Annotated in this window: 13 protein-coding genes; 10 read left to right on the top strand and 3 right to left on the bottom strand. The window is 46.0% G+C overall.

Going from position 1 to position 17,134, the window contains the following annotated elements; translation table 11 throughout:
- Nucleotides 1-9 precede the first annotated feature (9 nt).
- Genes MWG26_RS07010 through MWG26_RS07020 form a run of 3 tightly spaced genes read right to left on the bottom strand, consistent with a single transcriptional unit; the run spans nt 10 to nt 3,603 of the window.
- Nucleotides 10-885 (bottom strand): aldose 1-epimerase family protein, encoded by an 876-nt coding sequence (locus MWG26_RS07010; protein WP_025655307.1) that lies wholly within the window; start codon nt 883-885, stop codon nt 10-12.
- 28 nt (nt 886-913) lie between these two features.
- On the bottom strand, nt 914-1,618 hold the full coding sequence (locus MWG26_RS07015) for a hypothetical protein (protein WP_025655308.1): 705 nt from the start codon (nt 1,616-1,618) through the stop codon (nt 914-916).
- Nucleotides 1,615-3,603 (bottom strand): beta-galactosidase, encoded by a 1,989-nt coding sequence (locus tag MWG26_RS07020; protein ID WP_025655309.1) that lies wholly within the window; start codon nt 3,601-3,603, stop codon nt 1,615-1,617. Before MWG26_RS07020 ends, MWG26_RS07015 begins: the two co-directional genes overlap by 4 nt.
- Nucleotides 3,604-3,851: 248 nt before the next feature.
- Between MWG26_RS07020 and MWG26_RS07025 the strand changes: the two genes are divergently transcribed.
- The 10 genes from MWG26_RS07025 (at nt 3,852) to MWG26_RS07070 (ending at nt 17,100) form a co-directional block, all read left to right on the top strand.
- Complete coding sequence (locus MWG26_RS07025; RefSeq protein WP_117440726.1) at nt 3,852-5,189, top strand: ABC transporter substrate-binding protein; 1,338 nt, start codon at nt 3,852-3,854, stop codon at nt 5,187-5,189.
- A gap of 268 nt (nt 5,190-5,457) precedes the next feature.
- On the top strand, nt 5,458-6,177 hold the full coding sequence (locus MWG26_RS07030; protein WP_181969563.1) for a carbohydrate ABC transporter permease: 720 nt from the start codon (nt 5,458-5,460) through the stop codon (nt 6,175-6,177).
- Nucleotides 6,174-7,010: a carbohydrate ABC transporter permease gene (locus MWG26_RS07035; protein WP_025655312.1), complete on the top strand. Its 837-nt coding sequence runs from the start codon at nt 6,174-6,176 to the stop codon at nt 7,008-7,010. Before MWG26_RS07030 ends, MWG26_RS07035 begins: the two co-directional genes overlap by 4 nt.
- Nucleotides 7,011-7,014: 4 nt before the next feature.
- Nucleotides 7,015-9,720, top strand: coding sequence for an alpha-mannosidase (locus MWG26_RS07040; RefSeq protein ID WP_025655313.1), 2,706 nt, complete (start codon nt 7,015-7,017; stop codon nt 9,718-9,720).
- A 9-nt stretch (nt 9,721-9,729) separates the two neighbouring features.
- On the top strand, nt 9,730-10,809 hold the full coding sequence (locus MWG26_RS07045) for a uroporphyrinogen decarboxylase/cobalamine-independent methonine synthase family protein (RefSeq protein WP_025655314.1): 1,080 nt from the start codon (nt 9,730-9,732) through the stop codon (nt 10,807-10,809).
- A gap of 2 nt (nt 10,810-10,811) precedes the next feature.
- Nucleotides 10,812-12,863, top strand: a complete 2,052-nt coding sequence (yicI, locus tag MWG26_RS07050; RefSeq protein WP_025655315.1) for an alpha-xylosidase — start codon at nt 10,812-10,814, stop codon at nt 12,861-12,863.
- Nucleotides 12,860-13,954, top strand: coding sequence for a uroporphyrinogen decarboxylase family protein (locus tag MWG26_RS07055; protein ID WP_025655316.1), 1,095 nt, complete (start codon nt 12,860-12,862; stop codon nt 13,952-13,954). The genes yicI and MWG26_RS07055 overlap by 4 nt, the downstream gene beginning before the upstream one ends.
- A 138-nt stretch (nt 13,955-14,092) precedes the next feature.
- The gene (locus MWG26_RS07060; protein ID WP_025655317.1) at nt 14,093-14,650 is read left to right on the top strand and encodes a D-lyxose/D-mannose family sugar isomerase; all 558 of its coding nucleotides are present in this window, start codon (nt 14,093-14,095) and stop codon (nt 14,648-14,650) included.
- An 11-nt stretch (nt 14,651-14,661) separates the two neighbouring features.
- Nucleotides 14,662-15,924, top strand: coding sequence for a hypothetical protein (locus tag MWG26_RS07065; RefSeq protein WP_025655318.1), 1,263 nt, complete (start codon nt 14,662-14,664; stop codon nt 15,922-15,924).
- Nucleotides 15,925-16,071: 147 nt separating this feature from the next.
- Complete coding sequence (locus MWG26_RS07070) at nt 16,072-17,100, top strand: uroporphyrinogen decarboxylase family protein (RefSeq protein ID WP_025655319.1); 1,029 nt, start codon at nt 16,072-16,074, stop codon at nt 17,098-17,100.
- Nucleotides 17,101-17,134 lie beyond the last annotated feature (34 nt).

Below are 17,134 nucleotides of genomic sequence, written 5' to 3' on the forward strand. Positions count from 1 at the left end.
TACAAACATCTACCGGATGGTGATGCTCCATGATTTTTCACATGTACAGCCCAAAGGCAGTGAAATCAGATTTTTCTGCTGTTCCAGATCTTCGATAACTCCTTTTCGGGAAGGAAGGGAGCACCAGGGTTCGATACAAATATAGCCGGCTTCGGTTCTCGGGCAGTGCCAGAGGCCCAGATAAGGAAAGCCGGCGAACTGTACGCTCACAGAATGAGGTGATTTATCTGAAGCAAGGGTGATCTCTGAACCGGCATTTTGAAGTATGAGTGCATCTCGGTCAAATAAACTGTGTCTCAGCGCAAGCCTGCCATCTGCGGCAAGCTTAAATTCCTCTACCGCATCAGTTACGAAACAATCTTCTGTAAAAATCAGCTGCTCCGGACGGCAGCCGGACTCAAACTGCAGAACATAGTCTTCGAAGCACAGCGTCTGATCCAGAGGAACGAGAAATCCGGGATGCCCTCCCAGGCCAAAGTACATGGTTTCATCGCTGTGATTTTCGATGTGGTAGGTGATATGAAGTGTCTGTCCTTTCAATTCGTAGCAGATAGAAAAACGGAAGGAAAAAGGGTATTGCCTGATTGTTTCTTCCGTATCCTCGAAGTATAGTACAAGCCGGTTGTCGCTGTGGCTTTCGCATAACATCTCGGAATCTTTTAAAAATCCATGAATATCCAGGCTATAAGTTTTACTTCGGTAAGTATATTTTCCGTCCGTCAATCTTGCAACATAAGGAAAAATATTAGGCGCGCGGTCCGCCCAGTATTCCGGATCACCCTGCCAGAGGTATTGTGTTTTATCTGGCGTGCAGATGGATTGCAGTTCACCGCCGTGTGATGAGACATTAACATTTAAAAATGGATTGCAGATCGTATAGTTCATGTATAGAATCCTCCTTGTTTGATGGACTTCAGACACAATAATTTTCCCAGAACGCTGTGAGTAAAGGCAGCGCCTCGTGCTCATAGTGAATGATTCTGACCGGACGGCTGAACTTTTCTGTGAGCTTTAGGGCAGCTTCGTCGAGAGCAGGACAGGGAGAAGTATACCATGCTTCACTCTTCAGTGTGTCTAAAGTTCTAATTTCCGTTATTGTACCATTTTCTACCAATAAAACAACATCAAACCAGATAAATTCTGCTTTTGTTACAACAAAAAATACAATTTGCCTGTCCTTTAAAAATTTTCCGGCATAATCCAGAGCTTTCCGGTAAAATGTGCCGGAACACTTTCTGCGGGAATAAATGTCTATCCCTTTATGGCAACTGTAATAATCTGTAATGAAGTCCAGATATTGCATTGTATTTTTCTCTTCCAGGCTGATACTCTGCACCGAGGTGTAGTAGTGGACAAGGGCAGCGTATTCAAGCACATGGATTTCGTCGATATCAGGATACAGCTCGAAAAGCCGGCAGGAAGGAAATTCTTCAGACTGATATTTGGAAAAAGGAAGAACGCAGGCCTTATTATCAGAATCTGCAGCTTTACAAATAATTCCCTGATCATGCAGGATATACAAAGTTTTGCGGCGTGGATTCAGAAACTCCATCAGTTCACCAAGATGCCGCCAGGTGTAAGGATAAATGTCTAAATATTTACAATTAGGATGAATCATGGCAGTACCTCCCATATGCTGATAGAGTAGGCAGGCATACATAGAAAAATGGCATCGGTGCCCTCTTTGCAGCCGGCATTGTATTTGGGTTTAAAGGTTCTCTTTCCCGAGAATTCTATGGTGCATTCCTGTGTGCGGCCGAGTGTATTTGCAGCCCAAAGGAAAACCGTCTCTTCCCGGTAATGGCAGCTAAGTTCAATGCCTTCGTCCTGGGTTTTGAATGGAATGGGAATATCGAGTTTATTTAAAAGTTGGGAATCCACCTTGGTACAGAGCCGGACATTGTCGAGCCCTGCGGCCTTTTCCAAAATGTTACAGGGGAACATTTCCATGTTTAAATAAGGAAGTCCCGGCCCCAGAATCAGTGTTTTTCCGGAGTGTGCATATGAAGCGAGTGCATGCTGTGCATCTTCGGACATGAAGTCGTAGGAGGATGCAAAAATATAGTCATACGAAAGCATTTTTTGGACAGGAAGGTGCGTGTCGCTGATGTTGAAATCGATCTGCAGGCGCGAAAGTTCCCGGATTGTATTTTCGATCCAGTATTCGGAAGCCCAGTGCGAGTTATCTTCATCAAAGTGTTCGAAACCAAATATATTTCCGATGGAAAACAGTTCCGAAGGAAGGTTGAATCCGGGAGCGAAGGTATTCACATCCAGGGGGGCAAAGTCCATGGAGGATAAAACGGCTTTTATCCGGGCACAGTCATAATTCTTCAATACAAGTACTTTTGGTTTTCTAAAGAATTCCCAGTACCTGTTCTCGTATAAGAAATTCTGGAAGCGACTGTAGAATTCGAAGTAACCGCGGCGTATCCGGTTGTCTCTTGTAATGGGACTGCCCTGCCACCGGTCCCTCTCCACCAGCATATAGTAGTTAATCGCTTTCAGTCCGTTCATAAATGCATAGCATGTGGTAAATTCCTCCTCTTCCGGCAGAAATGTTGCGGGAAATTCAAACCAGCCCCCGCTTCCGTATTCCGGCACAAAGGGCAGTATACTGCTTCCGCTCATATAGCGTATCTTTTCCCTGATTGGTTTTAGGGCGGTACGGTTTGGATACATGTCGATCCCGCAGATATCTACACATTCGCGTTCGATACGTATGTTATCAACAGGCGTGTAGTAATGGTACCCAGTATTCTGATAAAAAGGCAGGCAGACCCCTCTTTCCCTCCACATATCTGCGAAACGGCGCAGACACATGCATATCTGAAATTCTTTGTATTCTGCCCAGTCCAGATAATAAGGAAGATCCTCTCTGCAGGAACCAGAGAAGCCATGTGGCGGCTCGATCTCACTGAATTCCTTCCAGGAACTTCTGTATACCCTGTTCAGAGTCTCGATGGAAGTGTATTTGTCCTTCAGCATTGTGCGGTAAAGCGCCACAGAGTCAGGGTGGTAATCGGAAACATAAGGCCGCTCCCTGAAAAAATAGCAGGTTTCATTATCAGACTGTAGTGCAATTATATTTCCGTTTGGATAGGCATGTTTTCTTATAATCGGAGCGAGCGCATCGAAATACACTTCAACTTCCCGGTAAAAGGCCTCGCTGGCATAACTGGGGACCGGGATCACCTTGGGCGAGTGAGGGAGGTTTACCGGCGTATGATAAGGGGAACGGGCCTGAATGGCTGTATCGTACACGATTCGTTTCGGGTAGCCAAAATAAGTCATCTCCGAGTTAATGTGGGGACCCGGGCGGACGTGAACGAAAAGATCGAGCTCTTCGCACAGCGTAAGAAACGCATCCAGATCCTTTCTTTTATCAATCCTTCCGAAATCAAACTCCCCGCGGGAGATTTCGTGTACTGACCAGGGAATGTAAGTTTCTATAATATGAAAACCCATTTTCTTCACGTTTTCCAGAATATCCTTCCATAACGTGCGGTCCAGCCTCCAGTAATGCACGGCGCCGGAGTAGAGTGGTAGCAGTTCGCCATCCAGCGAAATGCCTTGAGGTGTAACTTCTGCTCTTTTTTTCATGATGCGTACTCCTTTTTAAAAAACTGAATGTTACAAAATGTTACAAAAATAAGGATTGGTACAATGATATTATAACATTTGTAATATTAAGAATCAATATTCAAAAGCTTAATTTGCTATTTTGACGAAAAAAACAATAATAAATTAGCATATTTGCACATAAAAAATTAATTGACATGACTGTAAATGTACGATATGATAAATAAAACAATATTACACGTGTACAAAACAAAAGTGGAGGAGAAACAATGAAGAAAAAGAGAATGATTGCGGTTATGTTAACCGCAGCAATGGCAGCAACCATGTTTACAGGCTGTAAAACAAAAGCTCCCGAATCAGAGAGCACGGAAAGCAAGACAGACAGCGGAAAAAAAGTTCTGACATTTAATACGAACTCCTGGGCTGCGCCGCAGAACGTTCCAGGTCTGCAGGAGCTATTTGACCAGTGGGAAGAAGAGAATAATGCAGAGCTTGAAATCACGATAGGAACGGATGATTACCTTCCAAAGCTTCTGCAGGATATTAATGCAGACAATGTGGCCGATATTTGTATGGTAGACGGCTCAAATCTGGCGGAAGTCGACAAAACCGGCGCAATGGTATCTCTGGATCAGTGGTTTACCGAAGAGAAACGGGCGGAACATTATCCGTACGCTGCAGAAGGAAGCATGGTAGATGGAGAAGCAAAAGCAGTCTGGTTCCACGGCGGTCTCTGGAATCTATATTACAGAGAAGACATTTTAAAAGAGGCGGGATATGACGCGCCTCCGAAAGATTGGGACGAGCTGCTGGAAATGGGGAAAAAGCTGACGGTTGACGAAGACGGTGACGGCGTAATTGACCAGTATGGGCTTGGAATTCCTGCGTTTCCGGATGCCGTTACCTCTTGTACACTTCTGCCGTGGTTCTGGGGGCATGGTGAAGGCGCTGAGCTGACAGATGGAAAAGAAAAAGTGATATTCGGTGAAGGTAAGAGTTTTGACGCAATGCTTGATACCATGCAGTTCATTCAGAAACTGATTGATGAGAAGATCGTGGCTGAGGATATTGCATCTGTGAAGTTTACGGACGTAGAAGCGAACTTTGTAGGCGGTCAGACTGCTATGGCTATTCTTGGAAACTGGCATTATCCTCTGATGAAAGATTCTGGCGGCGAAGAGTTTATCTCTAAGGTTGGCATTGCAGATATTCCTGCAGTTCCAGGGCAGGAGCCGTGCACAACAGCCGGAGGATGGACACTTGCTATGTTTACCGATGACCCGGAGCAGCAGGAGCTTGCCTGGAACTTCATGGACTTCTACAGGAGTGTGGAGGTACAGACACTTTTCACCAGAATCGGACAGATGTCAAGTCTGTTGGAAGTATATGAGCAGGATGAATTCAAGAATGACCCTGTTTGGCAGGCGTATTCTCAGGGTCTCTATGCGGCTAAGCCAAGAGATGCAGTAGCATTTTACAGTGCTGCAGACGAATCTTTTAAAGAGATTGTACAGAGTGCGGCTACAGGAGAGACTGATCTGGAGGGCGTTATCAAAGAAGAGGCAGAGAAAGCACAGAAATCTGCTGATGAGATTATGAAGCAGTAGAAAGTGAACGTACGTGGAAATGGCTCATTTCAAATTTGCAAATGAGCCATTTTTCGTAAAGGTTCAGACAGGTCTGAACCTTTACCATTTTCCAATAATAGCGAGGTGCAAAATGGGAAAATTTATTAGGAAGCATATATACTTGGTTTTCATATTACCTGCATTGATATGGATTGGTGTTTTTACTATTTATCCATTTTTCTATTCCTTCTATATCAGTGTTACAGATTTGAATTTACTTCGGATGGGGACTGAGGAAATCATCGGCATGAAGAACTATGCGGAACTGTTCCAGAACAAAGATTTCATACACAGCTGTGTTGTATCGCTGAAGTTCTCGGCAGTTGTAGTTGTGGGGCAGTTTACCCTTGGGTTTGCCCTAGCCTTTCTTTTCCAGAAAAAGAGACCTTTTTCTGGTATCGGGAGAACAAGTGTCATACTGCCGTGGGTCGTACCGCCGGTGGCTCTTGGCCTTATGTGGAAATGGATCCTAAGAAGCGGGAAAATGGGGCTTTTGAATGCGGTATTGATCCAGCTCGGCGGCAGTCCCAAAGACTGGCTCGGCAGCAATATGGCCCTGACTACCTTAATGTTTGTCACAGTCTGGATCGGAGTTCCGTTTACCTTTATGCTTGAGATGGCGGGGCTGCAGAAGATCCCGGGAGAGCTTTATGAAGCTGGCGCCATAGACGGCGCAAACGGGTTTCAGAAATTTATATACTTAACAATACCTATGATGAAGAGTACATTTTTAATTAATCTGATTATGATCACAATCGGTACCATCGGGTACTTTGATATTATATATGCCCTGACAGGGGGCGGACCTAAAAATGCCACAGAAGTGCTGCCGCTGTACATGTATAATTCGGCATTCAAGTTCCACCAGCTTGGGCAGGGAGCGGCTATGGCTGTCATCATGCCCCTCATAAGCCTGATACTTACCGTTGTATATATGTTTGTATTTAAGGGGGAAAGTGAAGAATGAGAAAATGGAAAAAGAAGGCCAGGCCGATCGGAGTTTACATATTGTATATCCTTGTAATATTAGCTTTTCTGACACCAATATACTGGGTAATCATCACGTCCTTCAAACAGCCCGGAGATATGTTTGCTTATCCCCCTCAGTGGTATGTGTCTAACGGAACCCTTGCCCATTATAAAAAGGTGCTGCTTGAAACCATGATGCCGATCGGATTTCGGAATTCCTTTATTATCAGTTCTGCGACTGTTTTGATTGCGGGGGTTTTGTCTATACTGGCAGCGTATGGGTTTTCCAGATATAAGTTTAAGGCAAATAAACCGCTGATGCTCCTGCTTCTGGTAACGAAGATGCTTCCAGCGAGTGTATTGATTGTTCCGCTGTACGTCATGATGAACAATATGAGGCTTCTGGATACATTTCCGGGGATTATAGCCGTATATGTATCCATAAATATTCCGTTCTCGGTCTGGATCCTCAAGTCGTTTTACGATTCCATACCAAGAGAATTGGACGAGGCGGCGTTGATTGACGGCTGCTCTACGTTCGGAACATTTACGAAAATATTATTACCGCTAACTATGCCGGGAGTTATCGCAACTTCGGTCATTACATTTTTTACCTGCTGGAATGAATTTGTCATTGCCATGACTCTGACCTCCAGCACAAAGATCCAGCCGATGTCAATCGGACTGTATACATTTATGACAGAACAGGGCGTAAAATGGGGCCCGATAACCTGTGCGACAGCGATTGCGATTTTTATACCTGCAGTGCTGTTTATCATCTTCCAGAAGCATTTTATTTCAGGCATGACAAGCGGAGCAGTGAAAGGATAGAACTATGAAAAAATTAAAGGCACACATGATTTGCCATACCCATTGGGACAGGGAGTGGTATCTGACACGGGAACAATTCAGGACAAAACTGGTCAGGCTCATAGACGGGCTTCTGGATTTGGTTGAAGAGGTTCCGGAATATGTCTCGTTTATGCTAGATGGACAGACAATAGCGATTGAAGATTATCTGGAGATAAAACCGTATTGCAGAGAACGTCTCTTCAACGCGCTGAAGACGGGAAAAATTATCTGTGGACCGTGGTATGTTCTGCCGGATGAACTTTTAATCAGCGGGGAGTCTCATATAAGGAATTATTTGAAAGGTGCACAGGTAACGGCGGAAGCTGGGCATAAAATGGAGACGGCCTACCTGCCGGACTCCTTCGGGCACCCGGCACAGATGCCCCAGATAGCGGTGGGGCTGGGGATGCATACGATGGTATTCTGGCGGGGCGCTTCCAGAGAAATGGATAAGACAGAATTTTACTGGGAATCTCCTTTTCCGGACTCGCGTGTCCTTTGTATCCATATGCCACATGGCTATGGCAACAGCGGGAATCTGAGCAGTGACATGGATATTACCGTGCCAAGGGTGAAAGAATTGATTGAAAGCCTGGGGGCAAAATCAACAACAGATGTGGTCCTTCTGATGAACGGCTCGGATCATATCATAGGGCAGAAGGATATCTGTGAGGTGGTCAGACAGCTGAATGAGCAGATACCGGAGTGTTATATTGAACTGTCCACTATGGAAAATTACCTGAATGAACTTCGGGAACAGTTAGAGAAACGTACAAAGGGGTCTGACCCCTTTGCACTATCAGCCTTCCGTGGTGAGATTCGTTCGGGCGAGTGTTCTATGCTGCTTGGAGGCACTCTGTCAAGCAGAATGTATTTGAAGCAGAGAAATGATATTGTACAGAATAAAGCGGAGCGCTATCTGGAACCCCTGCTTGCGCTTGAAAAGCTGAGCGGACGGGAATTCGACAGCTGCGGGTATTTGGACTATATCTGGAAGAAGATTCTGGAAAACCATCCCCATGACAGCATCTGCGGATGCAGTATTGACGAGGTGCACCGGGAAATGATGACACGCTACGCCTGTGTGGAACAGCTGGAAGATACGCTGATGCACGACACTGTAGTGAGAAATGAAACGAAGGGGCAGCGGGCAGACAAGAGAGCGGCAGAAATCGCTCTGTTTGAACCGTGCGTTAAAGAACAGCCGGCCTATGCGGAACTGGAGATCTGTATGGATGAGACGCTTGTACAGTCTGTTGACTATACGAAGTCTGTAATTGTAGATTGTGAGAATAGCATCTGCCATCCGGATATCCCGGCGGGAATCAGAATTACGGATGAGGCGGGAAGGAAGATACCACATGTTATTCTGGAGGCAAAGAAGGATTACAATACGTTGTACCAGGATCATACCATGCCGGAGATTTATAAGGTAAATAAGTTCCGCGTGGGTGTGATGCTTCCCGGCTTTACATATGGCTGCCACCAGCTGACAGCAGCGCCGTCTGATGAGCCATCTGATTGGGCAGTCAGGACAGAGGGCAGTGCCATAGAGAATGAGTTCTACCGTCTGAGTGCAGGGGAAAAAGGGCTTATCCTGCTGGATAAAAGGACACAGGCGGAACATGAAGGATTTGCCAGAATGATTGATAAGGGGGATGCTGGTGATGAATATACATATTCATGGCCGGAAGAGGATCGTGAATGTACAATAGACGGTTCTGCACTGGAGGTTGAGAAAGAAATTCAGGAGGGTATCTGCCAGGCTCTGATACTCCGCGGAAATATGATACTTCCGGAAGCACTCAGTGAAGACCGCAGGTCAAGGAAAAAGGCGATGACCAAATGTTCTTTTGCTATGAAAATCACCTTATACAGCGGGATAAATCGGATTGACTGTCATCTGGACTTTGAAAACAATGCTAGAGATCACAGGCTCCAGGTACAGTTTCCATCAGGAATACGGACGAAAACCAGTGAGTCTTACCAGATATTTGATATAACAGAGCGTCCAGTTGAAGTTGAAGTTCCTGAAAAATGGATGGAATATCCACAGTCCACACATCCTAATCACGGTTACGTTGGTATTCATGACAATTGTGAGGCGATGAGTGTGGGAACAACAGGGCTTCCGGAATATGAAGCAGTACAGACAGAAGCGGGAACAGCCGTAAATTTGACACTTCTCCGGTGTGTGGGGTGGCTTTCCAGAACGGATTTGCTGACACGGCATGGAAACGGCGGCTGGACAATTGAGACGGAGGAAGCGCAGTGTATCGGAAACCACAGCTTTGATTTTTGTGTGGTATATCATCCGAACCGCACGGCCGAAGCTTTTGATGTGATTGAGAGATTCCGCTGCCCGGTCTACACGCAGTCTTTAAAAAACGGGTGCAGGAGTCTCCTGGCTGAAGAACATGCGGGAAATTTTATGAATAAGCTGCCGGAAGGCGTCCAGCTTTCAGCTTTGAAGATTTCGGAAAGGCAGGATGGCGTTATCCTGAGGATCTACAGCATTCTGGACGACAGGCAGGAAGTGGTTTTGCCGGTGCAGCCCGGAATGGATAAGGTATACATGGCGAACCTTGCGGAGGAAAAGCAGAAGAAACTGGAAGTGCGAAACGGAGAAATAAGATTTGAAATCAAAACCGGACAGATTATAACGTTATATATCGAGACCAAACCTTAGGAGGCGGCAATGAGATTCAAAGAGGACATTGATATAGTAAGAAAAAGACTGTATGCATTCTGGGACAGAGAGATGATAGACAGGGTACTGATATCAGTGACAGCCCCGAAAGAAAAGGGAAAAAATATTTCCATGTTCCATAATTCCCAAGATCTTACCGGAAAGCCCGAAGAGCTTCGGAAATACTGGGAAGATCCGGAGACAATATACCAAAATAACATGGAAAGACTTGAAAATACTTTCTTAGGGGGCGAAACTCTCCCCATTATCTTCCAGAATTACGGAACCAGCGGGCACTGTAATTATTACGGGGCTGTCCCTGCTTATGGGAACGACACGATCTGGTTTGACCCGGTTTGGGAGGGTTTATCTGAAGCAGAGGGCAGTTATACGGAAAAACGCCTGAAAAAACATCTTGAAATTACACGCTGTCTGACAGAACGCGCCAAAGACAGCTACTTTATAGGGATGCCGGACAGCAGCGGAACGGTGGATGCACTTGGGCACCTCTACGGGACGGAAAACGTTCTGATGGATATGCTCTCCCAGCCGGAAGAAGTAAAGAAAGCAGTCCGGATTCTGAATGAAGGATGGATAAAAACAAATGAAATGTTTTATCGGATAACCGAGCAGCTCAATGGGGGCGGGGCGCATGCCTGGATGCATCTTCTTGCTCCGGGGAGACTGGCGCATATGCAGTGCGATATGTCGGTGATGTTCTCGAAAGAGATGTACAGAGAATTTATTGTGGATGAACTGGAACAACAGATGGAATGGCTGGAATACCCCGTGTACCATTTTGACGGTGTTGAACAGGAACAGCATCTGGATTACATACTGGGCCTGAAAAAATTGAAAGCAATTCAATGGACTCATGTCGCAGGACAGCCCCCGGCCTCCCATTACCTGCATATTCTGAAGCGCATGCAGGGGGCTGGGAAAGCCCTGATTATCATGGCGCCTCCGTCCGATGTTCCTATCCTGCTTGAACATCTTTCCGGGAAGGGGTTGTATATCCATACAGAGACGGAGGAGATGGAGTCCGCAAAAGAGATCATAAAATATGTAGAGAAACACGGAAAGGAATAGATATGGAAAAAAGATACAAAGAATATCAGCATCATTTTCCGGCAGTTCTGAAGGGGGTGGAGATGGAAGGCGGAAACTTCAGAATCAAAGCGCTGGATAATTTCGGAGAATCAATCAACCTCTGTCTTTGTGCATATCAGTCGGGTATCATACGGATAAGAATTGCCAAGGGAGAATTCACACCGGTGAAGTATCCGGTGGTTAGAAGAGAGTTTCTACAGGAGGCATCTGTAAAAACAGCAGAGACAGAGGAAATGTATTGCATCACTACGGAAGAATACCGGATAGAAATAAGAAAATCCCCTTTTGCCTTCCGGATCTATCATGCAGACGGAAGGATTGCCTGCCGGGAGAGCCAAAACGATGTGGATTCTGTGGGGGACGGATATAACCAGATACCACCGGCAGGATACAGCATGGATGGGGACGAATTAAAGGGAATGAATCTGGGGTTTTTGCTTCACTATGATGAAAGTATCTATGGACTGGGCGAGCATTTTACACAGTTCGATAAGCGGGGGCAGACAGTGTCCATGCGGAACTTTGACACCCTGGGATGCAGGGATGAAACGGCATATAAGAACATTCCATTCTATATGAGCAGCTATGGCTATGGACTTTTTGTGCATCATCACGGAATCTTTGACTTTCATATTGGGAGTGAATCAGCGGCTACACTCAGTGCACATATTCCGGACAGCTCGCTGGAATACTATCTGATTGTCAGACCATCTCCAAAGGAGGTGCTTTCTGCCTTTGTAAATCTGACGGGGCCGGCTGTACTGCCTCCGAAATGGTCCTTTGGGCTGTGGTACTCAACGGGGTTTAAAGGGAATTCTGAAAAGAATGTGGAGGAGGATGCAAGGCGTTTCCGGTTGGAAAAGATTCCATGTGATGTCATGCATTTTGACTGTTACTGGCTCAGAGAAGATAAATGGTGTGATTTTGTGTGGGATGAAGCCCAGTATCCGGACCGCAGCAAAATGATAGCCGGGCTAAGGGGAAAAGGCTACAAAATCAGCCTGTGGATCAATCCCTATGTGACAATTACCACGGAGATGTATCAGGAAGGAAAAGAAAAGGGTTACTTTGCAAAGAACAAAGAGGGAGAACCTTATGAGGCGGACTTATGGCACGGACTTCTGTCGCCCTGCGTCCTTCTGGATTTTACCAATGAGGAGGCGGCTGCATGGTTTAAAGCAAAATTGAAAACTGTGCTGGAGGAAGGCGTGGATGTCCTGAAGACTGATTTTGGCGAAGACATTCCTTATGATGCGCTGTTTTCTAACGGGATGACAGGAAAAGAACTGAGGAATGTATATTCCAGGCTTTATAATCAGGCGGTATTTGAGGTTTCACAGGAATGTAAGGGGGCGGGAAATGCTCTTGTCTGGGCCAGAAGCGGCTGTGCGGGCATGCAGCAGTTTCCGGTCTGCTGGTCCGGAGATCCTCATTCCAGCTACGAAGGGATGGCCGCAACACTGCGTGCAGGCCTGTCTATAGCGATGTCAGGTGTCCTCTTCTGGAGTCATGACATGGGAGGATTTTATGGTGACGTAACGAAAGAAATCTTTATCCGCTGGTCGCAGTTCGGACTGTTCACATCACACAGCCGCCTGCATGGCACAACCACAAGGCAGCCATGGGCTTACGACGAGGAGACGACTGACATTCTCAGACAATTTATCAGTCTGCGTTACCGGCTGATGCCGTATATCTGGAAAACCGCATCCGAGTGTGCAGGAAGCGGACTTCCGTTCATCCGCCCCATGGTATTGGAATATCCCAAGGACAGAAATGTAAGAGGAATGTATGACCAGTATTTCTTCGGAAAAGATATCCTCGTGGCCCCTGTTTTCGGCGGCAGAGATGCTGTCAGGCAGGTATACCTGCCTGAGGGAGTCTGGGTGGAGATGCTGGGGGAAAAACGGACTTATATGGGTGGAAAGTGGTATTCTTTCACGTGCCCGCTGGATTATATGCCGGTTTTTGTAAACAAGGAAGCTGTCGTTGAAACAGAAGATGTTAAAATGTATGTGGAGGATGAAAGATGACATCAAAAGAAAGAATGCTCTGTGCAATCGAAGGGCGAATCCCTGACAGACTGCCGGTGACGGTTCATCAGTGGCAGCCGTATCATTTAAAAACGTATATGAACGGAATGAGTGATATTGAGGCAAATAAAGCGTGTGGTCTGGATGCTTCGATCAATGTATTTTCTGTGTCAGGCGAAGAAAGCGATACGTGGAAAGTGAGCAGTACACGGGAGCAGAGGGAAGGCTTTTATGTGAAACACTACACGATTGAGACACCGGATGGAATACTAACGGCCTCAGAAGGCATCAGTCCCATGACTAGCTGGGTGATGGAACATTTGATAAAAAAGGAGGAGGATATCCATCTTCTCAGGAGATACCGGCCCGTTCCCAAACTGGATAGAAAACTAGTTGCGCAGACTTATGATGCATTGGGAGAGGATGGTATATTAAGAACCTTCATATGGGGGAAACAGGGCGGCTGCTGGCAGGACGCCTGTGAACTGTATGGTGTCGAGAACCTGATACTTATGACCTATGACGATCCGGAGTGGGTACACGAGCTGCTTCAGATTTTATTAGGGCAAAAGCTGGCTTATATTGAGGAAAATCTGCCGGGGATGCCCTTCGACCTTGTGGAGACCGGAGGCGGAGCTTCCAGCAACACGGTGATCTCACCCGATATCCACGAAGAATTCTGCCTTCCTTACGATATAAAAATGCATGACGCCCTGAAAAAGCACGGGTTTCGTTCCGTCTATCATACATGCGGGGGCATGACACGGATTGCAGATCTGATAGCAAAAAATCACTGCAGCGTATCGGAGACACTTTCTCCTTCGGCGGTTGGCGGGGACATCGGTGACAGGGAGGATGAGCAGAAAGTCTACAATGCGCTTCATCCGTTTGTGGGACTGATCGGGGGGATGGACCAGTTCCATATTCTGGAGACGGGTACAAAAGAAGAGATCGAAACAGAGGTAAGACGGCTCTATGAAAGTTTTGGCCTGGACGGAGGATACATTCTGTCTGCCTGTGATCATTTTTTTGAAGTGCCGCCTCAAAACCTGCGCTATTTTTCCGATGCAGCTAAAAATATTTTTTATTAAATTCCATATATAAATTGAATACATTTCTTAGGGGATGCGCACTGCGGCGTAAGAGGCGGCTGCTGCAATGCGGCCGCCGAAGGCACGGGTTTCGCGGGAGAAACTCTATTTGATTAAAGGAAAATAAAGGAGGTATCTATGATAGCGAGAGAACAGTATGAAGAATATAAAGCGGCTACGCTTTCTGCACTTGAGAAGGCAGGCATTGCCCTTACTGAAGAAGAAAAGAATCAGGTTGAAGTTGCTGATTTCGGGTTGAACCGGCTGGATGAAATCGGGCTGCAGGTTATTACATATGTAAATACGCAGAGGTGCTGCGCGAAGGAACTGGTTCTGATGCCTTACCAGATCTGTCCGGAGCACAGACATCCGGAAATTGACGGTTTGAAAGGGAAGGAAGAGACATTCCGCTGCCGCAGGGGAACGGTCTTTCTGTATGTGGGCGGATTTGCAGACAGCGGACAAAAAGAAGGGATTGCCGGGAAGATTCCAAAAGATATGGAAGAATACTTTACTGTTTTTCATGAGATCTGTCTGCATCCGGGAGAACAATACACACTTGCGGAAGACACACTGCACTGGTTTCAGGCAGGAGAAGAAGGGTGTATTGTCTCAGAATTTTCGACCAGAAGTGTAGATGAGGCCGATATTTTTACAGATATTCACATAAACCGCATGCCGCAGGTCGGAGAATAGGAGGCGGAAGTATGCAGGATTACAGCAGTCAGGCAGCCTATATTAGAGAACTTGCCAAAAAGCTTGCAGAACTGCCTGATACACAAGAGAACATCAGTAAGCGGAAACGCTGGGCAGATCATAACGATCTGATATCCCCTCAGCAGCCATTAATCTGGGTCTGTCCGGATGATGACGGTGGTTGGCTGGAACTTGTTCCAGAGTCTTCCCTGCAGTGTGAAGACCCCCTTCTGAGGGATATGGAGAATAAAATCAAAAAGTACCTTTACCAGGCCCAATACCTGAAAGATGATTTTGTATTTGAAAAGCGTCTCTATTTTTCTTATCCAGGCGTTTATACAGGGTATCTCTATGGAAATACCAGACAGGAGACGGCGTGGGGGATTTCCATAGTAAAACCGGAGATTGGAGCGAATGCATATCACCTTGATAATTTCCTGAAAACAGAAAAAGACTATGAAATCCTTTTGAATCATGAAGTGGATTTCCTTCCTGATAAAGAGACAAAGAACGCGATGCAGGAGAAAGCCGGAGACGTACTGGATGGGATTCTGGATTTTGAGTTTCAGATTCCCTACAGTGTTCTTGTACAGAGCCATCTGATAGAAATGGTACATTTAAGAGGCCTGGAAAATCTGATGTATGACCTGTATGATGAGCCGGAACTTCTGAACAGTGTGTTCAGACATATGGGAGAGAGTAAGGCAAGGCTTTTGAAACGTCTGGAAGAGAAGCGGCTTTTATTTGATAACCGGATTAATATCTATACAGGTTCCGGGAGTCTGGGCTACACGAATGCTCCCTGGAAAGAGCCTGAAGACGTGAAGCTGAAGGATATGTGGGGATTTGCAGATGCCCAGGAATTCAGTAATGTTTCCCCGGAGATGTTCGAAACATTCGCAATTGCCAACCAGAAGATTGGGCTGAATTTATTTGGAAGGGGATGCTATGGCTGCTGTGAGCCTCTCGACCACAAGTATGAGGCTATATACAGACATATCACAAACATAAGACGTCTGAGCGTCAGTCCATGGTCGGATATAGAGGAAGCCGCAGAACAGATAGGCCAAAAAGCAATCTTTTCGTGGAAACCGGATCCGTCCAAAATATGCACGGGATTTGATGAAAGTGAAATGCGGAAGTATCTGAAAGAAGTTGCTATAAAGACAAAGGACTGCTATATGGAAGTGATCTTAAAGGATATACGGACATGCGGACATACAAACAGGCATCTTGTAAAGTTTATTGAACTGGCCAGGGAGGCGTTTTCATGATATGGGAAATTCCTTTGGAATTTCTTATATCAATAAATCCTCAGGGAGAATGCACACGCCGCGATCAAATATATTACTGCAAAGCGGCATTGCAAAAGTGTGCATCCATACGATAACCAAAGGGGATATCGAAAGAAGGATGTCAGTATGACAAAAAAAGAGAGGGTATCAGCAGCAATCCGGCATCAAGAAACGGACCGGGTTCCAAAAGGCGAACTGCATATTGACGGGGAACTTGCAAACCGGCTCCTGGGCAGGGAATATCCGCTGGCCTATGAGTGTTTTGAGCGGGAGAAGGCGATTCGTGAACTTTTGCGGATGGATCTGGTTAATGTAGGCGAATGGCCGGAGTGGGAGCTTTCGCCAGGACAAAATGGGAGGCATCTGATACAGACTGTTTACGGCCAGATTTACGAGATGGGGTCTGGAAGCCGGCGGCTTGTCAGAGCGGCTGTAGAAGAAATAGAGAATGCAGAGGCATATAAAAAGCCCGATAGTTCAAAGGTAACGGGAGAGATTGTAAAGCGTTTTGCACAGGAGACGGATTTTTTTGTGTTTGCTCAGATTGGCGGACCTGTCACACAGCTTGATGAAATGTTTAGTATGGAAGATTTTATGGTTTACAGTATGACCAATACAGACGATATGCATAAGATTGCGGTAAAAGTGATGGATTATGAGATTGAGAAAGCCAAGATCTTTCTTGACAACGGGGCTGACGGGATCGTAATCGGGGACGATGTGGCCTTTAATACCGGCGTATTTCTCCCGCCGCATATTATGGAACAGAATGTTTATCCATTTTGGAATCAAGCTGTAAAAGAGATTAAAGCTTATAAAAATGTCCCTGTATTTCTGCATAGTGACGGAAATGTGAATGCTGTTTTGGAAAAAGTAACAGAAGCGGGATTTGATGGGATACAGTCGCTTCAGCCATCTGCGGGGATGGATATCGGCGAGGTGAAAAAGAAATACGGTAACAGGCTGTGTCTGTGGGGGAATATCGATTTAGACTACATAATGTGCCATGCATCACCTGATGAAGTCAGAGCTTCCGTGAAAGAAACAATCAAAAAAGCAGGAGCAGATGGGGGATATATTTTGTCAACATGTAACACTTTGATTTCTTCAATTCCTCAGGAGAATATTTATGCAATGATTGAAGCGGCAGAATAAGGATACCCAAAGGGCGCCCCGTAGTACATGCCCC

The organism is Faecalicatena contorta, assembly GCF_022835095.1.
Classification (GTDB): domain Bacteria; phylum Bacillota; class Clostridia; order Lachnospirales; family Lachnospiraceae; genus Faecalicatena; species Faecalicatena contorta.